The organism is Actinomadura sp. 7K507, from assembly GCF_004348425.1.
GTDB lineage: Bacteria > Actinomycetota > Actinomycetes > Streptosporangiales > Streptosporangiaceae > Spirillospora.
The window spans coordinates 1-21,121 of the sequence record NZ_SMKK01000012.1 but is presented as its reverse complement, the minus strand read 5'-3'; the positions used below and the strand labels follow the sequence as shown (position 1 = coordinate 21,121).

Below are 21,121 nucleotides of genomic sequence, written 5' to 3'. Positions count from 1 at the left end.
CCCTGCGCGCTCGTGAGGACGAGCGGCCTGGGACAATAGGCCCGTGATTGAGCGATACACGCTTCCGGCTATGGGGCGCGTCTGGAGTGACGCGCACAAGTACGAGCTGTGGTGCCAGGTGGAGGTCCTCGTCGTCGAGGCCCACGCCGAGGCCGGCACGATTCCGCCGGAGGTGGTGGAGCCGGTGCGCAAGGCGCCGCCGCCGACGCCGGAGGCGGTGCACGAGATCGAGGCGGTCACGCAGCACGACGTGATCGCCTTTCTCTCGGCGTGGGCGGACAACACCGAGCCCCGCGAGGCGGCACGGTACGTCCACTTCGGCATGACGTCGTCCGACCTGCTCGACACCGCGCTGGCGCTGCAGCTCGTCGAGGCGACGGACATCCTGCTGGAGAAGGCCGACGCGCTCGTCGCGACGCTGCGCGACCACGCTCTGGCGCACAGGGCGACGCTGCGGGTCGGCCGGACGCACGGCATCCACGGCGAGCCGGACGTGTGGGGCCACCGCGTCGCCGACTTCGCGTTCGCCATGGCCCGCTCCCGCGACCGGCTCCGGCGCGCCCGGGAGGCCGTCGGGGTGATGGCGATATCCGGCGCGGTCGGGACGTACTCCAACATCGACCCGGCCGTCGAGCTGCATGTCGCGCGCAAGCTCGGGCTGAACAGCGCGGACGTCTCGACGCAGGTCGTCATGCGCGACGGGATCTCCGAGTGGGTGTCGTCCCTGGCCATCATGGCGACGGTGTGCGAGGCGGTCGCGCTGGAGGTCCGGCACGGGCAGCGGACCGAGGTGCGGGAGCTGTGGGAGCCGTTCGGCAAGGGCCAGAAGGGCTCGTCGGCGATGCCGCACAAGAAGAACCCGATCATCTCCGAGCGGCTGGCGGGGATGGCGCGGATCGTGCGGGCCCAGATCGTCCCGGTTCTGGAGGGCATCCCGCTCTGGCACGAGCGCGACATCTCGCATTCGTCGACGGAGCGGATCGCGCTGCCGGACGCGTCCATCGCGCTCGACTACATGCTGAACCTGACGAACCGCCTCATGTCCGGGCTTGTCGTGGACGAGGCGCAGATGCTGGCCAACCTGGAGTCGACCGGCGGCCTCATCTACACCTCGACCGTCCTGCTGGAGCTGGTCGAGGCCGGGATGTCGCGCGACGACGAGGCGTACCCGCTCGTCCAGAAGGCCGCGATGGAGACGTGGGAGAGCGGCACGCCGTTCCGGGAGACGCTGCGCAAGCACGCCAGCGAGGCGTCCCTGACGCTGGACGAGGCGCGCCTGGATGAAGTGTGCCGTCCCGAGCGTTTCGTCGAACGCCTGGGCCCGGTCTTCGACCGCCTGGGCGAACTCCAATGAATCATGAGCGGGCCCCACAGGAGGGACCTTGACGGCGACCCTGATCGAGCTGAACAGCTACCCCCTCAAGAGCGGCGGCGGAACCCAGCTGCCCAGCGCCGAACTCACCGCCAGGGGCTTGCCGTTCGACCGCGAGTTCATGCTGGCCACTCCCGAGGGCCGCTTCCTGTCGCAGCGGGATCTGGCGCAGATGGCGCTGCTGCGCCCGTCCTACGACGGCGAGATCCTCACCGTGAACGCTCCGGGCGTCCCGGCGCTCGTCCACAAGGCCGACGGCGACGGCGAGGTCCGGGACGTCGTCGTCCACCGGACGGAATGCCGGGGCGTCGACCAGGGCGACGAGGCCGCCGCGTGGTTCTCGTCCCTGCTCGACCAGGACTGCCGGCTGGTGCGCTTCACCGGCCACCGGTCCACGTCGCGCGGCGGCGGTGAGCTGATGTTCGCCGACGGCTACCCGCTGCTGCTCATCTCCGCCGAGTCCCTCGCCGACCTGAACGCGCGCCTGGACGAACCGCTGCCGATGGACCGGTTCCGTCCCAGCCTCGTCGTCGAGGGCCTCGGCGCGTTCGGCGAGGACTCCGCGCGCCTGCTGCGCATCGGCGAGGCCGTCATCGAGACGGTCAAGCCGTGCAGCCGCTGCGTCATCACCACGACCGACCAGCGGACCGCCGAACGCGGGCGCGAGCCGCTGCGGACGCTCGCCACCTACCGCACCCGCGACCGCGGCATCCAGTTCGGCCAGAACTGCGTCCCCCGCACTCTCGGCACGCTCAGGCCGGGGGACCCGGTCGAGGTGCTGGAGGCCCGCTGAATCAGCCGACGACCTCGCCGGTCTCGTTGCCGTAGCGGTCCTTCATGGCGGTCGGGACGATCTCCACGGTGAGGCCCGGCAGGGACGGTACGGCGCTGCTCCCGGCGGTGGGACGGATAGCGGCCTTGAGGTCGTCCAGCGCGGCCAGAGGGACGTGGACGTCCAGGACGCCCTCAAGCGGCTCCTCGACGGCGAACGCGTCACCGGGAAGGAACGTGAGCCTCGTCTGGTCGGTCTGCAGGATCAGCTCGCGCCCGAACGGGAGGCGGCCCGAGAGTGCGTCGGCGATCGCCGGGGCCTGCAGCGCGCCGATCCGCAGCGTCGTCGATCCGGCGCCGCGCACCCAGTCGGCCTTGGTCACGTAGAGGAAGCCGCCGCTGGAGCCCTCCTGCGAGGCGCCCTCCTCGACGGCGCGGGCGATCCGCGGATCGGCCAGCAGCGAGCGGCGGTCGATGTCGGTGACGAACACCGGGAGGTGCGGCGCGAGAACCTGCATCAGGCCGTCGGCGTTCCACCGGCGCAGCGCCTCGTACTCCTCGCTCGCGAGCCCGACGACCTGGAGGAACAGGACCCGGCCGTGGGGCGTCGAGATCTCCCCGAGCTCCGGGTCGGTGACGAACGTCACCGCGCGGATCTCCGAGTCCTCCCGGTCGGTGTTGATCGGCCCGTTGGCGTTCATGTGGTGGCCGGGCCCGAACGTGTTGCCGGAGTTGAACACGTACCGGCCGAGGTTCTGCAGCAGGTTCGGCGCCCACATCGGCGGCTCCTGCTCCGCCGGGCCCCGGGCGACACGGAGCGTGAACTCGAAACCCCAGCCCGACTCGTCCAGGTTCTCGGATTCCTTGGTGTACAGCTCGGTCATGCCGTATGTGACGAAATGCCAGTGCGGGACGGGCTCGGACCGCGGGTAGACGCTGATCCCGTCGATCGGATCAGGGCCGCCGAGCGACCATTTGAGCATCGTTCCGAGGTGGAACGGGTTCGTGTCTCCGTAGAGGGGCCGGAGCGCGCTGTCGATGGCGTCCCAGCCGGGTGATTCGTCCATGAATGATCACCATAGAGGCCGACGCGGCGGCGCGCCGCCCCTACGCTCACCTTGGGAATTTCCCGTGGGAGTGCGAACCTTCCGAGTGGTTCGGGTGTCTCAACGAGCAGAACCGACGCCATCGTGGCGCGGGCGGGACACCACACGCCCGAGCCGGTGGTTTACTGGGGTCGCGTTCGCGCAAAGGGGGACACCGTTCGGCGCGCTCGGCCCTCGTGCTCCCACTTGCAGGCACGTATCCCGCATTCACGAAGGAGTCAGGCGGCATGAGCATGGGCCACGAGGTTCGCTATCGCGTGCGCGGCGGCCGGCAGTTGCACGGCACCGTCTTCGTCCAAGGGGCGAAGAACGCCGTCCTGCCGATGATCGGCGCCTCGCTGATGGCCGCCAAGGGACGGACCGTCCTGCGCAACGTCCCGATCATCGAGGACGTGCGGCGGGCGGTGGAGCTCGCGCGGGTCATCGGGGCCAAGGCCGAGCTGCACGAGACCGAGCGCACACTGGTGATCGACGCGTCCTCGCTGAACAACCCGGTCCTGCCGGCCGAGATCGCGTCCCGGTTCCGCGGCTCGTTCCTGTTCGTCCCGGCGCTGCTGCACCGCCTCGGCGAGGCGGTCATCGAGGGCGTCGGCGGCTGCAACCTCGGCAGCCGCAACCTGGACTTCCACTACAACGGCTTCAAGCGGATGGGCGCGACGGTCACCGAGCACGTGGCCGACAACGGCGACGGCATCATCCACATCAAGGCCGGCGACCTGCGCGGCGGAACGCTCTACTGCGACACCCCGTCGCACACCGGCACCGAGAACCTGATCATGGCTGCGGCGCTGGCGCAGGGCACCACGTTGATCAAGAACGCGGCGCTGGAGCCGGAGGTCCTGGACAACATCAAGATCCTCCAGGCGATGGGCGCCAAGATCGGCGGCGGCGGCACCGGGTTCGTCACCGTCGAGGGCGTGGACGAGCTGACCGCCGTCGAGCACACCGTGATGCCCGACCGCATCGACGCCGGCGTGTTCGTGATGGCCGCCGCGATCACCGGCGGCGACCTCAGCCTCGTCGGCGCCACCCTCGAGCACCTCGGCGTCGCCGCCGACAAGCTTGAGCAGATGGGCGTGGAGTTCCACCAGCAGGGCGCGGTGCTCCAGGTGCGCCGCGAGCGGACGCTGCGTCCGATCAACGTCATCACCGACGAGTACCCCGGGTTCGCCACCGACCTGCAGTCGCCGATCATGGCGCTGTCGTGCCTGGCCGAGGGCCCGTCCTACGTCTACGAGCGGATCTTCGACGGGCGGTTCAAGCTGGCCGACGAGCTCGGCAAGATGGGCGCCGACATCGAGGTGGACGGCAACCGCGCGAAGGTGAACGGGCCGCGCGCCCTGCGCGGCGCCGAGGTCGAGGCGCACGACCTGCGCTGCGGCAGCGCGCTCGTGCTGGCCGGCCTGGCGGCCGAGGGCGAGACGACGATCACCTCGGCCTACTATCTCGACCGCGGTCACGCGCACACGGCCGAGCGCCTGTCGCAACTCGGCGCCGAGATCGTCCGCGAGGCCGACTAGGCGCCCCAGAGGGCGCATCGGCCGATTGTGGCCCTGTCCTGACCAACTCCGGAGTGACGCCTGACGGGCACTGTAACGCAGCGTCGTGAATCGGTTGGGCAGTGCGTTACCGATCAGTTACGGACCGCTGTCATGGTCCGACTCCCAGGCCGACCTGGACAACCCGCTGAGCTGGGAAATAAAGGCGTGGAACGGTCCGCGAGGGCCGGGCCGTAACGCGGTAAAAGATCACTGAGCTGCGGTGTCGCGCCACGAACACCGGATCACTCGTCTTTCCCGGCGGCACGGCATCGGGACGGACGAGTTACGGCCCGCAGGTAAACCAAACGGACACCACAGGGGTCTTCCCAGTGCGCAACAGCGCCAGGGGAGGCCCCTGCGCGTGTTTTCGGGTCTTGTTTTTCAACTTCGGACGCCCGAAGATGCAGGATCAAGGCTGGCCGAATGGTGACAAATTACTGTCCAGGGGGTCCCGTAGGTTACTTTTTCGCCGCACTCTTGATTCGATTTCGCGTCTGGGCGGGAACTGCGGTGCTGGGGTCAGAAGGCAGAGGCGACAAGCCATGAGTCAACCGTTGGGCGGAGCGTGCGCGAACGCGTGGTCGGGGTCGGACCCCCGCCGGGAGGATGGACCGGAAGAGAGCGATCATCTATGACGGCCGCACGGACGGGGTCGGTCACACCCGACCTCACGATCGGCGTCGTAGGCCCGCATGACCTGGTCGAACGGGTCATGCTGATGGGCCACGGCCCCACGCCGGTACCGAGCCGGCTGGTGGCCGCCGCATACCGAGACGAACAGGAGGCCGCCGACAAGGTCGTGCGGCTGGGATCGGGCGTGGACGTGTGCCTGTTCGCCAGCCCCGTCCCCTACGACTTCGCACGCAAGGCCGGCGTGCTCACCATGCCCGCCACCTACGTCCCGCTGAACGGCGCCGCCCTTCAGGGCGCGCTGCTGCGGGCCTCCCTCGACGAACGCTTCGACCCCGCACGGGTCAGCATCGACGTCCTCGGCCGCGCCGAGGTCGAGGAGGCCTACTCAGAGATCAGCCTCGGCACCGAGCAGGTGCACCTGCGCGAGGAGGCCGCGGGCCCCGGCACGCTCGCCGCCTTCCACGAGCGGCTGTGGCGCCGCGGCGCCACCACGGTCGCGATGACCTGCGTGCACGCCACCGCCGAACGGATGGAGATGGCCGGCGTGCCGACGCTGCGGGTCCGCCCGACCGGCGCGGCGATCCGCAGCTCCCTCCAGACGGCGGCGCTGCTCGGCGCGCACCACCGGCTGGAGGAGTCGCAGCTCGTCGTGGTCCTGGTGGACGTGCCGACGCTGCGCGAGACGCCCCGCCGCGTCACCCCGCGCTACTGGCGGGACGAGCTGAAGCTCGCGCTGCACCGGGTGCTGCTGCAGGAGGCGCACCGGATGAACGCGTCCGTATGGCCCCTGGACGACCACAGCTACCTCGTCATCGCGACGCGCGGCTCGGTCACCGCGTCCACCGAGGGGTTCCGGACACCGCCGTTCGTCGAGCGGGTCCGCGAGGAACTCGGCCTCGCGATCGAGGTCGGCATCGGCATGGGCCGCACGGCGCACGAGGCGGAGAACCACGCCCGCGCCGCGCTGGCCCGCTCGCAGAGTTCCCAGCGCGCCCAGGGCTTCGCCCTGGACCGCGACGGCCGGGCCCTCGTCCCCGCGCCGCGCACCCCGCCGCGGACGCCGCCGCAGCCCAAGCCCAAGGGCCTGGAGATCCTCGCGCGCCTGGCCGACAAGCTCGGCGACCAGGAGCAGCCACTGATCGTCGACGCGGAGAACGCCGGCAAGATGCTAGGCGTCACCCCCCGCACCGCCCGCCGCCTCCTGCGCACCCTCGTGGAGGAAGGCCTGGCCTGGCCCCTCCCCCCGAACCGCACCCCGCAGCCGGGCCGCCCGAGACAGCTCTACCGCCTGATCGTCGAAAAACTAGGCCCGACGGCCAAAACCAGCTGACGAGAGAGCGGCAGTGCCGCCCCTGGACGCACAGATTCAGGGGCGGCGGGCGCGGCCTCAGTTGCGGTGGGGGAAGTTCCTGGCTATGGCTAGGAGGGCGTCGTTCTCCTCGGTGGAGCCGATGGAGATGCGGACGCCTTCGCCGTCGAAGGGGCGGACGCTCACGCCCTGGGCGTCGCACGCCTCGGAGAACTCCATCGTCCGGGCGCCGAGGCGCAGCCAGACGAAGTTGGCCTCGGTCGGCGGGACCGTCCAGCCGTCGGCGAGCAGCGCGCCGCGGACGCGGTCGCGTTCCTTGACCGTCCCCTCGACGCGTTCCAGCAGCTCATCGGTCGCCTCCAGGGACGCGACGCCCGCCGCCTGCGCGACGGAGTTCACGCTGAAGGGCAGGAAAGTCTTGCGAATCGCGCCGGCCACCAGCGGGTGCGCGACGAGGAACCCGATGCGCAGACCGGCGAGCCCGTAGGCCTTGGAGAACGTCCGCAGGATCGCCAGGTTCGGGCGGTCGCCGTAGAGGGTGAGGCCGTCGGGGACCTCGTCGTCGCGGATGTACTCGCGGTACGCCTCGTCCAGGACGACCAGGCAGTCGGCGGGGACGCGGTCCAGGAACGCCTCCAGCTCCGCGCGGCGGACGACCGTGCCCGTCGGGTTGTTCGGGTTGCAGACGAAGACCACCCGCGTCCTCTCGGTGATCGCGTCGGCCATCGCGGCCAGGTCGTGGGTCTCGTCCCGCAGCGGCACCTGGACGGCCGTCGCGCCCGACAGCGACACCAATAGCGGGTACGCCTCGAACGACCGCCACGCGTACACCACCTCGGCGCCCGGCTCCGCGACGGCCTCCAGGAGCATCTGGGTCACGCCGACCGAGCCGCAGCCCACCGCGACATGGTCGGCGGGGACGCCGCAGAACGACGCGATCGCCTCGGTCAGCGCGGTGGCGTTGTTGTCGGGGTAGCGGTTGACGTTCCTCGCCGCCTCGCCGATCGCGTCCACGACCGACGGCAACGGGCCGTGCGGCGACTCGTTGGACGACAGCTTGAACGAGCGGCCCTCGGGCGACACCACGACCTTGCCGGGCTTGTAAGCCACGAACCGGTCGAGGACGGAGCGGAAGCGCGGAGTGTTTGCCTCGGACACCGTTGTCCTCCAGGTTGCACAGGGATGACGTGGGCCCAGCCTACGCAGCGCCCTCGTCACGCGGTACGCCGTCCTGCGGTACGCCGTCCTGCTGTGCGCCGTTACGCGGTGCGCCGCATCATCCAGCAGACCGCCACGATGCGGACGAACTCCCAGTCCTGGGTGTTGTCCGGCCACCAGCCCCGCCTGAAGGCGTCCTCGGCGAATCTGCGCAGGTAGCCCATCAGCTCCTGCTCGCCGGGCGTGCCCAGCTCCTCCCTGAGGCTGGCCACGTGCTGGTCGACGGCCGCCGCGAGACCCGGGGAACCGGCCATCTCCGCGACACCGGCCTCCCCGATGTCCCGCACGAGCAGACCGAGGGCTTCGGGCGAGTCACCGTCCATAGCGTGCGAAACTAGCAACCGTCCCGCGACACCACGAAATCACCCCTGCTCAAGGTAGGCGGAAGCGCGCGGGCGCAGCATCGGCGGGCGCAGCTGCTGGGCGTCGCCGCGCCGGTACAGCCGCGCCGGACGGCCGCCGTCGCGCGTCGTCGTCCGCTCGGTCGGGATGAGGAAGCGGTCGGCGCCGGTGACCTTCCGGTGGAAGTTGCGCGGGTCCAGGCTCGTCCCCCACACGATCTCGTAGACGCGGCGCAGCTCCGCGACGGTGAACTCGGACGGGCAGAACGCGGCGGCCAGCGAGGTGTACTCCAGCTTGGCCCGCGCCCGCTCCATCCCGTCGCACAGGATCCGCCGGTGGTCGAACGCGGCCCGGTCCTGGTGGACGAGGTCGTCCACGGCCGTCCACAGCACCTGAGCGCGGCTGGACGCGGGCAGGTCGGGCGCCAGCCCCAGATACGCGACGCTGACCACGCGCTGCCGCGGGTCACGGTCGGGATACCCGTAGGTGGCGAGCTGTTCGAGGTGGATCCGCACGTCCGCGAGCCCCGCCCGCTCCGCCATCAACCGGGACGCGGCGGCGGGCAGGTCCTCGTCGAGCTGGATGAACCCGCCGGGCAGCGACCACGCCCCGTCGTACGGCGGCCGGTCACGCCGCCACCGCAGCGCGCACAGGCGCTGCTCCCGCACGGTCAGCACGACGAGATCGACGGAAACGGCGAGGCGCGGGACGGGCATGGGAACGAACCTAACCCGAGTCACCCACCGTTAGCGCCCGTACCGGCCACACCGTCCCCAAAGATCACGAAGGCCCGGCCGGAATCCGGCCGGGCCTCGCTTTCCGCGGGGTGTCAGTCCTCCTTGGGGCCCTCGACAGGGACGGTCGGGGCGGCCGCGGGGGCCGAACCGTTGGAGCCGGTGCCGTGGCCGTTCTGGACGTTCATGTTGCCGAGCAGCTGGCGGGCGACGCCGAGGCCGGTGCCGCCGAGCGTGAGCGCCTTGGCCAGCATGTCCTCGACGCCCTCGGCGCCGTTGAGCACGACCATGTTGTCGACGTTGCCGAACACGCCCGCACCGGCCTCGACGATCTGCGGCCACTGCTCGGCGAGCTGCTGGGCGATGACGGCGTCGGTGTTCTCGGCCAGCGCGACCGCGCGGGCCTTGATCGCCTCGGCCTCGGCGAGGCCCTTCTGGCGGGTCGCGTCGGCCTCGGCCTCACCGAGGAGCCGGATGGCCTCGGACTCGCGCTCCGCCTTCAGCTGGACCTCGGTCGCCGCGGCCTGCGCGTAGGAGATGCGCTCGTCGCGCTCGGCCTCGGCCAGCTTGATCTGCTCGTACGCCTTGGCGTCCGCGGGCCTGCGGACCTCGCTCTCGAGCCGCTTCTCGGTCCGCTCGGCCTCCAGTTCGGCGTTGCGGGTCTCCTTGAGGATGACCTCCTGGCGGGCCTGCTGCGCGGCCTGCTGCACCTGGCCCTCGTACTCGGCCTTCTTCATCTCGGTGTCCCGGATGACCGCGGCGTTCTGCCGCTCGGTCTCCTGCTCGCGCTCGGTGGCCTCCTGGTTGCGCTCGGCCTCGGCGATGCGGGCGGAGGAGGCGACCTTGGCGGCGTGCGGGCGGCCGAGGTTGGTGATGTAGTCGGTCTCGTCGTCGATCTCCTGGATCTGCAGCGAGTCGACGACCAGGCCCAGCTTGCTCATCTCGTCGGCGGCGGAGATGCGGGTCTCGCTGGTGAGACGCTCGCGGTTGAGGATGAGGTCCTCGACGGTGAGGTTGCCGATGATCGAGCGCAGGTGGCCGGTGAACAGCTCGTGGATCGCGCCGTCCATGGAGGCCTGCTGCTCCAGGAAGCGCCGCGCCGCGTTGGCGATCGAGACCAGGTCGTCGCCGACCTTGTAGATGACCACGCCGCGGACCGCGACCGGGATCCCCTGCTGGGTCACGCAGTTGACCTCGAGGTTGGCGGCCCGGCTGTCGAGCCGCAGCCGCCGGGAGACCTGGAAGCCGGGCAGGACGGCGGTGCCCTTGCCCGTCACTATCTTGAATCCGAGGCTGTCCATGCCGCTCACCGGCTTGGACTTGGCGCCGAGGCCGGAGATGATCAGCGCCTCGTTCGGCTCGGCGACGCGCCAGACCAGCTTGAACAAGATGATCAATACGATGATTGCGACGACGGCTGCGATCGCTACGGCGAGCACGGACATGCGACCTCCTCTTCATTTGTGGGCGGCCGACCTCGGGAGGCGCGTGCCGCGGAGTTTCCCAGTAGACGCGGGAAACGGGTATTCGGTTCAGTCCATCATTAACCGAACGCCGCCGCCACATAGACGGTCCGGGGCGGCTGATGCTCGATCACCACGACGATCGTCCCGACGGCGAACTCCTCGCGAGGATCCACGGGGTGGGCGTAGAACGCCTCGACCCCACCGCGGATCGGGATCATCACCTCCCCGACGAGCCCAGGCCCGATCTTGCCGGTGACTCGCCCCTCCCTGCCGATCAAGCACACCCCCAGCTGGTCCAATCCGCCCGGAGCCACTCTCCGCACGCAAAGCGAACGCTATCCCTTGCACCCCCGCCCTCGCACCGCCCGGTCAATGACTACGGGAGGATGCGGGCGGCTTGGGTCAAGGAGCGGCGGGCCAGGTTCTCGGCTTCGGTCCGGGTGGCTTTGGGGCCGAAGACGGTGATCGTGGTGAGGTAGTGGCGGCCGCGGAAGACCACGTACCAGGTGCGGGTTCGGGTGTCGCCGCTGGTGGTGACGACGCCGACGGTGCGGGAGCCCTCGCCGATCGCGCCCCTGGGCTCCTCCGCCACGCGGTGCTCCGACCACTGGGAGCCGACCTTGGTGCGGAACCTCAGGCAGCCGGCGGGGACGCGGGCGTCCACCTGCTTCTCGGCGTCGGCGGCGGACATGCCCATCATGGTCTGGGTGACGGTCTGGCCCTGCTTGGCGAACGTGACCAGGGCCGCGGGAACGTCGGCGGGCACGGTGCCGCCGCCGGGACGGCCCGTCCCGCAGCGGGGCTTGTCCAGGACCGCCTGCCGCTGGAGCCTGGCGGCGTTCTGGATGGCCTTGAGCGTGCCGTAGGAGCCCGAATCGGGCTCTCCGGCCTTCTGGTAGCCGGGCAGCTCGGCGAGGAGCGCCTGGGCGAGCTGGTCGGAGGTGTAGCCGACGCCCGCGACCTCGGCGGGGGCGGTGCCGTGGACGGGGCGCGCGCTTTCCCCGCCGCCGCCGCACGCGGACACCGCCGCGGCCGCCGACATCAGGACGATCGGGAGGAGCCTGTGCGCCATGGCCGTGACCCTACGGCGCGGAGGGTGCGGGCCGCCCGGGACGACACGCGTTCCGGGCGAACCGGGCCGTTCCGGGGGCGTCCCTCAGGCGGGACGGTCAGGCTTCTCCGGCGCGGTCGTTGTACTCCTCCGCGTACTCCTGGCCGGACATCTTCTGGATCGTCTCGACGATCTCGTCGGCGATGGCGCGGCGGGCCTTGGCGGGCGGCAGGTCGCGGTAGTGGGAGAAGTCCATCGGGGGCCCGATCCGCACGGTGGGACGGGGGCCGAACACGCGCGGCATGGACGCGCCGATCGGCTGGATCTTCTCGGTGCCCTCCAGCGCGACGGGCAGGACGCGGGCGCCGCTCTCCAGGGCCAGCCAGCCGACGCCGGTGCGGCCGCGGTAGAGCCGCCCGTCCGGGGAGCGGGTGCCCTCCGGGTAGATCGCGAACGCGCCGGCGTGGTCGAGGACCTCGGCGGCCTGCTCCAGCGCGCCCATCGCGGCGCGCCGGGCGCCGCGCCGGACCGGGACGTGGCCCAGGTTGGTGAGGAACCAGCGGACGAAGCGCTTCTTGATGCCGCCGCCCTCGAAGTAGTCCGCCTTGGCGATGTAGGTGACCGGACGCGGCACCGCCAAGGGGATGATGAAGCTGTCGATGAACGACAGGTGGTTGCTCGCCACGATGAGCGGCCCGTAGCTCGGCACGTTCTCCCCGCCCACGACCCGCGGACGGAAAAGCAGCCAGAGGATCGGACGCACCACGCGCGTCATGAACGTGTAGAACACCCAGCCTCCTGAATTCGCCACCGACACTGTAACCTCTGCGCCGATCCGCGCCTCGGTCAGCGTCGGCCTTTCCGCTCGCCGGTCGGGTCGAGAATTGCCCAACAGCAGGTCAAGACCGGTGCGGGCGGCCTTATCCGCCATTTCTTACTAAGCAGTAAGTTTCTCTTCGGTAAGTTATTGCCCCGTTTCCCGGAGGTCCCGGGACGCGGCCGGACGCTCCGGACGATCCGTCGGGTAGGGTCTACAGAGCAGACCGGACGGCCGTCTCGGGCATGTTACGGTCCGGGGCACACCGGCGGGCGACCTGGTCCTTTTCCCGGGATGTGCTTGGAATGCGGGCACGGGTGCGCAATCCTGAGGAGTCACCTGAGATGGCCGGGGACCACCGGATGGGGCGTGAGGTGACCATGGACTTCGACATCAACCTGATGCGCGACGACCGGTGCACCCTCGTACGCGTGCACGGCGACATCGACGTGGTGTCCCGCACGCGCTTCGAGGAGACGCTCTTCGAGGTCGTGGACTCCGGCGAGCCCCTGGTCGTCGACATGCGCGAGGTCACGTTCTGCGACTCCACGGGCCTCAACGCGATCGTCGCCGCGAACCGCCGCGCGGGCGAGCACGGCACCGTCGTCGCGCTCGTCGCGTTGCCGCCGCGCGTCCAGCGGGTCTTCCGCATCACCGGGCTCGACAAGTTCATCCCGATCTACGACACCCTCCGCGAGGCGATCGTCGCGCTCCCCTCGACCACGACCCCCTGACGTCTAACCCGCAGCGAGGTCTCACCTACAGCGACGTCTCACCCGCAGCGACGTCTCACTTGCAGCCCTCGAACTGGGGGACGCTGGTCGTCAGCTTCAGGCCCGAGTCGCCGAACCACTTGTCCAGCAGGCGCTTGGCCGTGCCGTCCTGGTACATGGCGGTGATCGCGCGGTTGATCTCCTCGCAGCCCTGCAGGTCCCCCTTCTTGATGCCGACGCCGTACTTCTCGTCCGTGAACGGCGCGTTGATCATCCGGCCGGGGCGGCCGGCGGCGAATCCGGCGAGGATCAGGTCGTCGGTCGACACGGCGTCGAGCTTCCCGGCGGCGAGCGCGTCCACGCAGGCCCCGTAGGTGTCGACGGTGACGGGCTCGGCGGCGACCTTGCGCTCCTCGATGACGCGGCGCCAGGAGTTGGAGCCGGTCACCTCGCAGATCCGCTTGCCCTTCAGATCGCGCACGTCGTTGATCGAGGTGTCGTCGGCGCGGACGAACGTGTCCTGGTGCGCGACGTAGTACGGGCCCGCGAAGGTGACCTTCATCTTGCGCGTCGCCGTGATCGAGTACGTCGCGACGATGATGTCCACGGTGCCGTTGGCCAGCGCCTCCTCCCGGACGGACGAGTTCGTCGTCCGGAACGTGAGGCCGCGCTCGGGGACGCCCAGCTTCCCCGCGATGTAGGTGGCGACATCGACGTCGAAGCCCTTGTACGTCCCGTCCGGGCCCTTCACGCCGAGGGCGGGCTGGTCCTCCTTGACGCCGATGACCAGGGTCTCCTTGTCGGCGACGGTCTCTTCCTCGGTTCCGCCGAGGCCGCAGGCCGACAGCCCGGTCGCGGCGGCCAGGAACGCGGCGACCGCCGCGGCGGTACGGGTGACGCGCATGCTCGTCTCCTTCAGCGGAACTCGGCCAGCCGGGGACGGACCCCCGCGAAAATCAGCAGGGCGATGGCGGCCGCACCGGCGGCCGGGACGGCGTTCCAGCCGCGCAGCCCGCCGTCGGCGTCCCCGACCGCGTCGTCGAACGCGTCCTGGTGGACGGCGGTCAGCTCGCCCAGCGCCTTGTCGTAGACGCCGAAGTCGCGGATGGCGTTGGAGGCCATCCGCGCGTCGACGGCCCCGGCCCGGTCGCCGGACGACGCGAGCTCCCTGATGCGCGCGTCGTTGCGCTGGACGGTCCGGTAGGCCAGCAGCGTCTTCTGCAGGGCGTCCGCCTCGCGGCCGGGCTCCACGGTGCGCGCCTCGTCCCCGAAGAAGCCGAGGAACGGGACGTCCCCCTCACCGGCCTTGTACGGGCCGACCTTCTCCTCAAGGCCCGCGTAGTAGTTCTCCAGGTTCACCGGCTTGTCGCCCAGGTCCGGCTGGATCACCGACAGCGACTTGTCGAGGTAGGTCTGCTCGTAGGTGTCGGCGCGTCCCGGGTCGAGGAGGTAGCGGCTCTCATCGGCGAACGCGCTGTGGCTGATCGCGCGGGCCCTGGACAGCTGGAGAATCGAGTCGAAGCCGTCCTCCTTGGCCTTCTGCATGTGCCCGGCCTGGGCGGTCAGCATGCCCGCCCCGACGCCGCCGAGGGCCAGCGTCGCGAGCGTCGCCAGGACCAGCGCCGGGTTGAGGACGCGGCGGAACGTCCGCGCGAGGTAGAGCTGCGTCGCGATCAGGAGCAGCAGCACGACGAGGCCCGTCACGGCGACCCACGTGCGACCCGACAGCACCGCCGACCGCTTCTCCTCGTACTCCTGCCGGACCTGCGCGCCGGTGTCGAGCGTGATGTTGTACGCCTTGGGCAGGAGCTGGAGCTTCATCAGGTCGGTCGCCTGCCGGTAGGCGTCGACGACCTGCTGCGGCAGCTGGCCCGGCGGGTGGCCGGCCTGCGCGTCGAGCTCCATGGCGCGCCCGACGAGCCGCTCGTACTCGCCGAGGCCGTCCAGCACCTCCTGGACGGTGCGGCGCAGCGCCTCGTCGCCGCCGGCGAGCTGCGCGGCCTGCACCGCGGCCGCGTCGGCCTCCGAGCGGCGCTGCTCGTACACCCGCAGCGAACGGTCGTGGCCGATGCCGAGGTCGTGGTCGCGGCCGATCAGCAGGATGTTGGAGACCTGCGCGTCCATGTCGCTGAGCGCGAAGTACAGGGTTCCGGTCGCGACGACCTGCGGGCCGGCGTCGTGGCCGATGGTCTGGACGGAGTCGCGCGCGTTCCCGATCGACACGGTCAGGACGGCCAGCAGCGCCACGATGGCGGCCAGGCACAGCACGACGTGGATGCCGATGCGGCCCGGGATCGTGCGGAGCCACCGGCCGCGCACGAACGTGCTCAGGCGTCCTCCACGGGGCCGCTCGGTGTCCGCGGGCGGACGGGGTGCCGGGGCGGGCGGCCGCGGCGCCGGTGGCGCGGGACCCGATGACGAGCTTCTGGGGGGAGTCATCGTCATGGCGGGCCCTCCTGAAGAGACAGCGTGATGGTCGTCCAGGCGCCGACATGGATGCGGTCGCCGTCGGCCATCGGCACCGGCGTGTTCACCGCGATCGGCTCCGTGCCGCCGTTCACCGTGGTGCCGTTGGTCGAACCGGGGTCGACCAGGTTCCAGGTGCCGTCCGGCTGCGCGAGCAGGACTGCGTGCAGGTGCGAGACGCCGGGGTCCTCGGGCGGGACGCTCAGGTCGATCTCCGGGAGGATCGCGCGGGACGTGCTGCGCCGCCCGATCCGGGCCTGGTCGCCGATCAGCGGGACGCGGCGCTCCGCGGTGTACGGCGGGAACGCCAGTCCCGCCGCGTCCGGGCCCATCTGCGCGACCACGGTGTCGAAGTAGGCGCGGTCGGCGAAGATCAGCGCGGACGGTCCGGACGGGGCCATGCGCGGGCTGCTCGTCCGCGGTGACGGCACCAGTGGCCTCGACCGGGAGGCGGCGGCGCGGGCGGCCGCCAGCTGGGGGCTGTGGACGGCGCCGGTGTCGAAGTCGTACCCGTCCACTTCGCAGAAGCGGCCGGACCGGGGCGTCCTGCACTGCGGGCAGACGGCCGCGTCCTCCGGCCCGGCCTGCGCCTCCGGCGTGGGGGCCGGGGCAGGCGCGGCGGCCGGGGCGTGGGAGGGCTCGGCGAACTCGGCGCGCTGCGCGCCGTCCATGAGGTCACCGCACACGTCGCAGTAGTCGGTGGCCTCGGACGTGTGCCCGCTCGGGCAGACCGGCATCGGGCTCAGCCTCCTCCCGCCTCGTCGCCGTGGCGGGTCCGCACGGTCCGGACGGAACGGGTGTCGAGCGACATCTCGTCCGCCTTGGCGATCTCCCGCTTCAGCCGCACCGTCCCCTGGACCGGGTCGACGACGTCGACGATCCGGTCCAGCAGGCCGGAGATCTGGTCGTTGCCGACCTCCCGCGCCAGCACGACGGCGCGGCCGAGCCTGGCCGTCGCGGTGTCCTCGTCGCCCTCCCGCCTCGCCTCCAGGCCCTGCTGGATCGCCTCGGCCAGCTCGGACTGCCCGGTGTGGATCGAGACCCGGCCGTTGATGTGCGTCGACCTGGCCTCGTCGTCGGTCCACTCGGCCAGGACGTTCCCGGACGCGAGGACCCGGTCGCCGGCCAGGAGCTTCACCCACGCGGCCCGCATCTGGCGTCCGACGTCGCCGGGCTTCACGTCGACGCACAGGTGGTACTCGCGGTTCTCGTTCCCCCACGCGCCGAGCGGGTAGTCGCCCGTCTGCGGCCCCGACTCGACGCGCCTGCCGGTGAGGTCCTCCACGGCCGGCACCATCTGCTTGACGAACCGCAACTCCGCCTGCTGCGGCGTCCACACGCGCAGCGACACGTCCGCGACCTGCTTGCTCATCGAGGTCCGCGTCATCGCCAGGAAGTCGGCCTCCAGGTCCGCCGGGTCGGGGACGTCCAGGAACCCGCCCAGCAGCGCCGAGGTGATCTTGCGGACCTCGGAGACGTCCCAGTCGGTGCCGACGCCGCGCGCGTCGCACTGGAAGTGGCCCGAGCACTGCCGCAGCGCCGCGTCCAGTTCCTCGGCCGACTCGTGCTGGTTCTTGCCGTCGGTCAGCAGGATCGCGTGCTTGACGGCGTCCTCGTAGCCGGTGAACAGCCGGTCGGCGAGCCGCAGCCACGACCCGATCGCGGTCCCGCCGGCCGCCTCCAGCCGCCCCACCGCCTGCACGGCGCTCCGCCGGGACGTCTCGTTCGCCTCTGCGAGCCGCTCCCCCTGCGGGTAGATCATGCGGGGCTGGTTCGCGCCCGCGACCACCGCGAACCGGACCCCGTCGCGCAGCACGTTCACCGCCGCCCGCGCCGCCCGTTTGGCGGCGGTCATCTTGCCCCGGTACGACATCGAACCCGAGGTGTCGATGATGATGATCTGCGCGGCCGGCGCCCGCCCGGCGGCGCCCGCCCCGGCACCCGTTCCCGCATCTGTTCCGGCGCCTGTTCCCGCGCCTGTTCCCGCACTGGCGCCGGACGAGGTCGCCTCCACGGTCACGATCGCGTGCATCTCCCGTCCGCCGTCCGGGAGGTAGGGGTTCTGGTCCACGCGGATCGTGAACTCGGGGAAATCGCTCATCTGACCGGCTCCCTGCTCGTTTCCCTGCTCGATTCCGGCGGCGGGCAGGGGATCACCGCCACCGTGACGTTGTCGTGCCCGCCCGCGCCGAGCGCCGCCCGCAGCAGCCTCCGCACCGCGCCCAGCGGCCCGTCCGGCCCGCCCGTGCCGTCCAGCGCCACCGCCGCGAGCTCCGCCGCCTCCGGCAGGTGGTTCCACAGCCCGTCGCTGCATATCAGCACAAGTCCGGGGGCGGCGGGACGGAACGCCGCGAGCCGCGGCCGCGCCGTGCCCCCGTCCGCGCCCAGCCACGCGGTCAGCAGATGCGCCCGCCGGTCGGCCCACGCGTCCGCCGCGCTCATCTCCCCCCGCTCGACCATCTCCGCGGCCCACGAGTCGTCCCGCGTCAGCAAGCACGAGCCCCCTGCCGAAAGCCAGTAGGCGCGGCTGTCCCCGATCCACCCGACCGTGACGTCCGGGCCGTCCACGACCGCCGAGACGAACGTGCACGCGGGCGCGTCGTCCGGGCCGGCGGCGAGCCGCGCCACGACCTCGCCCGCCCGTTCCGCCGCCTCGCGGGTGGCGTCCCCCGGGTCCGCGCCCGCCGGGACGCGGTCCGCGAGGACGGCCGCCGCGGCGTCGGCGGCCAGCCGTGACGCCTCCTCCGACCCCGGCGCCGTGGCCACGCCGTCGCACACCACCGCGCAGGCCCCGCCGGGCAGCGCCGCGAGCGCGAAAGCGTCCTCGTTCCGGCCGCGCCGCAGCCCGAGGTCGCTCACCGCCGCCGCGGCCCCGCCCAGCTCCGCCTCGACGTGCTCCCGCCCGCTCGGCTGCCGCAGCCCGCACATCCCGCAGTACCCGTCCGCCCCGACGTCGCGCCCCCCGCAGTCCGTGCAGACTCCCCGCGTCGTGGGGGCGGGTGTCGGGTCGTCGGCGGTCGTCGGGTCGGGGCGGCCGCACTCTTCGCAGAAACGGTCGTGCTCGTTGACGGGCTCGCCGCAGGTGCAGTAGAGCCCGGCGTGGATGTCCTGGTCCGCGTCCATCGTCAGAACAGCGTCCTCGGACGTACGGCGTTGGCCCGTCTGACCATGGCGTGCCGGTGTCCGGCGCCGTCGGCGAGCTTGGCCAGGACGCGGTAGGTCTCCTCCAGCCTCGCGCGGAGGGACGCCTCGTCGAGGTCGGTGTCGAGGACCCGGTAGCCGGAGCCGGAAGGCGCCTGCGCGCGGCCGGCGCGGACCCAGCCGAGAGCGGCCTCCAGCACCTCGGCGGAGAACGCGGCGGTCCGTTCGGTGTCCAGGCGCAGGGACGACAGGCGGCGGCCGGTCTCGATCAGCGTGGCGGCGGTCAGCTCGCCGGGGTCGCGGCCGCGGACGGCGGTCGCGACGGCCGCGAGCTGCGCGGCGAGGTAGTGGCTGGAGACGCGGGGGACCGAGTCCAGCACGCGTCCGGCGGCCTCCCGGTCACCGGCGGCCAGGCGGGTGCGGGCCAGGCCGAACGCGGCGCTCACGTGGATGGGGTCGGTGCGCCAGACCGCCTCGTAGAAGCGGTCGGCCTGCGCCATGTCGCCCAGGATCTCGTGGCAGAACGCGAGCGCCAGCTTGGGCGCCCGCTCCCCCGGCGCGAGGTCGTACAGGTCGTTGAAGACGGCCACGGCCTCCGGTCCGCGCCCGCCGGCGAGGGCGCGGACGCCGCGGTACCAGTCGACGCGCCAGTCGTCGGCGGCCTCGGCGGCGAGCTCTTCGAGGAGGCGCCGGGCGCCGTCCAGGTCGTCCAGCTCGATCCAGACCCGGACCAGCGCGAACCGGACCTCCCGCGACCCCACCGGCGCGGAGCTCAGCGCGGCGGCCAGGTCGCCCGGGTCGCGGGCGGTGAGCCCGGCCAGGAACGCGGCGGCCGGGTCGGAGCCGGACACCAGCGGGACGGGCAGCGCCGCGGCGGCGGCCGCCGGCTCCAACGGCGCGAGGATGGGCGGGGCCGCGCCGCCCGCCGGGGTGCCGTCCCGGTCGGTCGGCGCGGTGATCTCGGCTCCGGCCGTGTGCTGCTCGGCGCCGAACAGCGGCGACGGCGCGGGCCGCGGGCGGCCGTCCTCGGCCGACAGGACCTCGCGCAGGACGCCGGTCAGCTGCTCGGCCATCTCCGCGGCGCTCTGGAAGCGGCGCGCGGGGTCCGGGTGCGTGGCGCGGCGCAGCAGCCGGTGGTACGACTCGTGCCGCTGGAAGAGCGGTACCTCCTCGCGCGGCGGCAGGCTGCGCAGATGCCGTCCGGTGTAGCCGCGGAACGGGAAGCTCAGCACCGCGAGCGTCCGGCCCACCGTGTACAGGTCGGACGTGACCGACGGGCCCTGCGAGCCGATTTCCGGGGCCTGGTAGCCGGGCGTGCCGAAGATCGGGCTGTTGACGTCGAACGCGCGGCGCACCCCGCCGAGGTCGATCAGCTTGAGCTGCTCCTCGGACTGGATGGCGTTGTCCGGCTTGAAGTCGCAGTACAGCAGCCCGACGCCGTGCAGGTAGCCGAGCGCGCTCAGCACCTCCAGCCCGTACGCGATCACCTGGGGCAGGGGCAGCGCGACCGTGTCGCCGTGGTCGCGGCGGGCGCTCAGCAGGATTTCCTTCAGCGACGTCCCGCCGACGTACTCCATCACGATGTAGCCGGAGCCCTCGTGCCGGACGAAGTTGTAGATCTTGACGATGTTGGGGTGCTCGACCTCGGCGAGGAACGCGCGCTCGGCGGTCGCGGCGGCCAGCGAGTCGGCGTCCCCGGTGTCCAGCAGGCCCTTGAGCACGACCCACCGCTCGCTGACGTTGTGGTCGCGGGCCAGGTAGACCCAGCCGAGCCCGCCGTGCGCCAGGCACCCGAGGACCTCGTACTGCCCGCCGAGCATCTCGCCGGGCCGGAGCTTCGGCGTGAACGAGAACGGGTGCCCGCAGTTGCGGCAGAACCCCTCGGTGCGCCCGGGACGGCCGCCGCGGCTCCGCCCCACCTTCTCGTCGCACTTGCTGCAGTAGCGCCGGTTCTCCGGCACCTCGGGCTTCTCCATGATCGCCGAGGCCGGGTCGCGGGCCGGGACCGGCGGCACCTCCACGAGCCCGGCGCCGAGCATCCCGCGCCTGGTGGACCCGCTGGAGCCCGTCCCGCGGGTGCCGCCCCGCGACGCCGTCCGCCCGGACCCGACGGTCCCCCGTCCGCTGCCCGCCGAGCCGCGCGACGAACCACCGGACGCCGAGCCCGGACCACTCTGGCCGCTCTGCCCGCTCTGCCCGCTCGGGCGCGACGGGCCGGACGAGCCCGGCTGCCTGGTGGTCGGCGGCGCCGGGGCGGGCCCCGGCGCCGCGCCTGCCCCGGCAGGGGTCGGCGGGGGCACGTAGGGCCCGCGCGGCGCGGGCGGTGCGGGCGGCGTGGCGGGCCGCACCGTGTGGATGGACCTCTCGACCCCGAAGTCCGGTCGCTGCCCCGCTGACCGGTCGGCACGGGCGGGCTGCGGCGGCTGGGCAGGAAGAGAGGC

20 protein-coding genes are annotated in these 21,121 nt (G+C 72.0%); 6 read left to right on the top strand and 14 right to left on the bottom strand.

The window, feature by feature from the left end:
• The first annotated feature begins 43 nt into the window (after positions 1-43).
• Together purB and E1285_RS04685 are read left to right on the top strand one after the other, a co-directional pair.
• Entirely contained in the window at positions 44-1,354 is a 1,311-nt protein-coding gene (purB, locus tag E1285_RS04690) for an adenylosuccinate lyase (RefSeq protein WP_132148393.1), read from the top strand.
• Between the two features lie 28 nt (positions 1,355-1,382).
• The gene (locus E1285_RS04685; protein WP_132148391.1) at positions 1,383-2,165 is read left to right on the top strand and encodes an MOSC N-terminal beta barrel domain-containing protein; all 783 of its coding nucleotides are present in this window, start codon (positions 1,383-1,385) and stop codon (positions 2,163-2,165) included.
• 1 nt (position 2,166) lies between these two features.
• Here E1285_RS04685 and E1285_RS04680 read toward each other — a convergent pair whose 3' ends face one another.
• Positions 2,167-3,210 (bottom strand): suppressor of fused domain protein, encoded by a 1,044-nt coding sequence (locus E1285_RS04680; RefSeq protein ID WP_132148389.1) that lies wholly within the window; start codon positions 3,208-3,210, stop codon positions 2,167-2,169.
• Between the two features lie 272 nt (positions 3,211-3,482).
• On the opposite strand from E1285_RS04680, the gene murA reads away from it, so the two are divergent.
• Together murA and E1285_RS04670 are read left to right on the top strand one after the other, a co-directional pair.
• Positions 3,483-4,769, top strand: a complete 1,287-nt coding sequence (gene murA, locus E1285_RS04675; RefSeq protein WP_132148497.1) for a UDP-N-acetylglucosamine 1-carboxyvinyltransferase — start codon at positions 3,483-3,485, stop codon at positions 4,767-4,769.
• 652 nt (positions 4,770-5,421) lie between these two features.
• Positions 5,422-6,753 (top strand): transcriptional regulator, encoded by a 1,332-nt coding sequence (locus E1285_RS04670; protein ID WP_132148387.1) that lies wholly within the window; start codon positions 5,422-5,424, stop codon positions 6,751-6,753.
• A gap of 57 nt (positions 6,754-6,810) precedes the next feature.
• On the opposite strand, the gene hisC is transcribed toward E1285_RS04670, so the two are convergent.
• From hisC to E1285_RS04635, 7 genes are all read right to left on the bottom strand, one after another.
• The gene (gene hisC / locus E1285_RS04665; protein ID WP_132148385.1) at positions 6,811-7,890 is read right to left on the bottom strand and encodes a histidinol-phosphate transaminase; all 1,080 of its coding nucleotides are present in this window, start codon (positions 7,888-7,890) and stop codon (positions 6,811-6,813) included.
• 101 nt (positions 7,891-7,991) lie between these two features.
• Positions 7,992-8,273 carry a DUF6401 family natural product biosynthesis protein gene (locus E1285_RS04660; RefSeq protein ID WP_132148383.1) on the bottom strand — a complete coding sequence of 94 codons (282 nt, stop codon included), beginning with the start codon at positions 8,271-8,273 and terminating at the stop codon, positions 7,992-7,994.
• Positions 8,274-8,312: 39 nt separating this feature from the next.
• Positions 8,313-9,008 (bottom strand): NUDIX domain-containing protein, encoded by a 696-nt coding sequence (locus tag E1285_RS04655; protein WP_132148381.1) that lies wholly within the window; start codon positions 9,006-9,008, stop codon positions 8,313-8,315.
• A gap of 113 nt (positions 9,009-9,121) precedes the next feature.
• The gene (locus tag E1285_RS04650; RefSeq protein WP_132148379.1) at positions 9,122-10,471 is read right to left on the bottom strand and encodes a flotillin family protein; all 1,350 of its coding nucleotides are present in this window, start codon (positions 10,469-10,471) and stop codon (positions 9,122-9,124) included.
• A 98-nt stretch (positions 10,472-10,569) separates the two neighbouring features.
• Positions 10,570-10,770, bottom strand: coding sequence for a hypothetical protein (locus E1285_RS04645; RefSeq protein ID WP_132148377.1), 201 nt, complete (start codon positions 10,768-10,770; stop codon positions 10,570-10,572).
• Positions 10,771-10,868: 98 nt separating this feature from the next.
• A complete protein-coding gene (locus E1285_RS04640; RefSeq protein ID WP_132148375.1) occupies positions 10,869-11,564 on the bottom strand; it encodes a hypothetical protein in 696 nt (231 codons plus the stop codon).
• 97 nt (positions 11,565-11,661) lie between these two features.
• Positions 11,662-12,333: a lysophospholipid acyltransferase family protein gene (locus E1285_RS04635; protein WP_132148495.1), complete on the bottom strand. Its 672-nt coding sequence runs from the start codon at positions 12,331-12,333 to the stop codon at positions 11,662-11,664.
• Positions 12,334-12,704: 371 nt separating this feature from the next.
• Here E1285_RS04635 and E1285_RS04630 point away from each other — a divergent pair, with 371 nt between their 5' ends.
• A complete protein-coding gene (locus E1285_RS04630) occupies positions 12,705-13,094 on the top strand; it encodes an STAS domain-containing protein (protein ID WP_243722559.1) in 390 nt (129 codons plus the stop codon).
• Between the two features lie 55 nt (positions 13,095-13,149).
• On the opposite strand, the gene E1285_RS04625 is transcribed toward E1285_RS04630, so the two are convergent.
• The 6 genes from E1285_RS04625 to E1285_RS04600 are packed head-to-tail and all read right to left on the bottom strand — an operon-like array spanning position 13,150 to position 20,719.
• Positions 13,150-13,977 (bottom strand): glutamate ABC transporter substrate-binding protein, encoded by an 828-nt coding sequence (locus E1285_RS04625; protein WP_132148373.1) that lies wholly within the window; start codon positions 13,975-13,977, stop codon positions 13,150-13,152.
• Between the two features lie 11 nt (positions 13,978-13,988).
• A complete protein-coding gene (locus E1285_RS04620; protein ID WP_243722558.1) occupies positions 13,989-15,518 on the bottom strand; it encodes a hypothetical protein in 1,530 nt (509 codons plus the stop codon).
• On the bottom strand, positions 15,515-16,276 hold the full coding sequence (locus tag E1285_RS04615; RefSeq protein WP_132148371.1) for an FHA domain-containing protein: 762 nt from the start codon (positions 16,274-16,276) through the stop codon (positions 15,515-15,517). The genes E1285_RS04620 and E1285_RS04615 overlap by 4 nt, the downstream gene beginning before the upstream one ends.
• 5 nt (positions 16,277-16,281) lie before the next feature.
• Positions 16,282-17,640, bottom strand: a complete 1,359-nt coding sequence (locus E1285_RS04610; protein ID WP_132148369.1) for a VWA domain-containing protein — start codon at positions 17,638-17,640, stop codon at positions 16,282-16,284.
• Positions 17,637-18,662, bottom strand: coding sequence for a protein phosphatase 2C domain-containing protein (locus E1285_RS04605; RefSeq protein ID WP_132148367.1), 1,026 nt, complete (start codon positions 18,660-18,662; stop codon positions 17,637-17,639). Before E1285_RS04605 ends, E1285_RS04610 begins: the two co-directional genes overlap by 4 nt.
• A 2-nt stretch (positions 18,663-18,664) precedes the next feature.
• Positions 18,665-20,719 carry a serine/threonine-protein kinase gene (locus tag E1285_RS04600; RefSeq protein WP_243722557.1) on the bottom strand — a complete coding sequence of 685 codons (2,055 nt, stop codon included), beginning with the start codon at positions 20,717-20,719 and terminating at the stop codon, positions 18,665-18,667.
• On the opposite strand from E1285_RS04600, the gene E1285_RS47120 reads away from it, so the two are divergent.
• A complete protein-coding gene (locus E1285_RS47120; RefSeq protein WP_243722568.1) occupies positions 20,655-20,984 on the top strand; it encodes a hypothetical protein in 330 nt (109 codons plus the stop codon). The genes E1285_RS04600 and E1285_RS47120 overlap by 65 nt on opposite strands.
• Positions 20,985-21,121: the final 137 nt, after the last annotated feature.

Excerpts from the sequence above, each read along its gene's own strand:
- E1285_RS04660 (WP_132148383.1), bottom strand. The coding sequence starts at position 8,273 with ATGGACGGTGACTCGCCCGAAGCCCTCGGTCTGCTCGTGCGGGACATC.
- E1285_RS04615 (WP_132148371.1), bottom strand. The coding sequence starts at position 16,276 with ATGCCGGTCTGCCCGAGCGGGCACACGTCCGAGGCCACCGACTACTGC.
- E1285_RS04680 (WP_132148389.1), bottom strand. The coding sequence starts at position 3,210 with ATGGACGAATCACCCGGCTGGGACGCCATCGACAGCGCGCTCCGGCCC.
- E1285_RS04670 (WP_132148387.1), top strand. The coding sequence starts at position 5,422 with ATGACGGCCGCACGGACGGGGTCGGTCACACCCGACCTCACGATCGGC.
- E1285_RS04600 (WP_243722557.1), bottom strand. The coding sequence starts at position 20,719 with ATGCTCGGCGCCGGGCTCGTGGAGGTGCCGCCGGTCCCGGCCCGCGAC.
- E1285_RS04640 (WP_132148375.1), bottom strand. The coding sequence starts at position 11,564 with ATGGCGCACAGGCTCCTCCCGATCGTCCTGATGTCGGCGGCCGCGGCG.
- murA (WP_132148497.1), top strand. The coding sequence starts at position 3,483 with ATGGGCCACGAGGTTCGCTATCGCGTGCGCGGCGGCCGGCAGTTGCAC.
- E1285_RS04655 (WP_132148381.1), bottom strand. The coding sequence starts at position 9,008 with ATGCCCGTCCCGCGCCTCGCCGTTTCCGTCGATCTCGTCGTGCTGACC.
- E1285_RS04630 (WP_243722559.1), top strand. The coding sequence starts at position 12,705 with ATGGCCGGGGACCACCGGATGGGGCGTGAGGTGACCATGGACTTCGAC.
- E1285_RS04625 (WP_132148373.1), bottom strand. The coding sequence starts at position 13,977 with ATGCGCGTCACCCGTACCGCCGCGGCGGTCGCCGCGTTCCTGGCCGCC.
- E1285_RS04650 (WP_132148379.1), bottom strand. The coding sequence starts at position 10,471 with ATGTCCGTGCTCGCCGTAGCGATCGCAGCCGTCGTCGCAATCATCGTA.
- E1285_RS04620 (WP_243722558.1), bottom strand. The coding sequence starts at position 15,518 with ATGACGATGACTCCCCCCAGAAGCTCGTCATCGGGTCCCGCGCCACCG.
- E1285_RS04610 (WP_132148369.1), bottom strand. The coding sequence starts at position 17,640 with ATGAGCGATTTCCCCGAGTTCACGATCCGCGTGGACCAGAACCCCTAC.
- E1285_RS04605 (WP_132148367.1), bottom strand. The coding sequence starts at position 18,662 with ATGGACGCGGACCAGGACATCCACGCCGGGCTCTACTGCACCTGCGGC.
- E1285_RS47120 (WP_243722568.1), top strand. The coding sequence starts at position 20,655 with ATGATCGCCGAGGCCGGGTCGCGGGCCGGGACCGGCGGCACCTCCACG.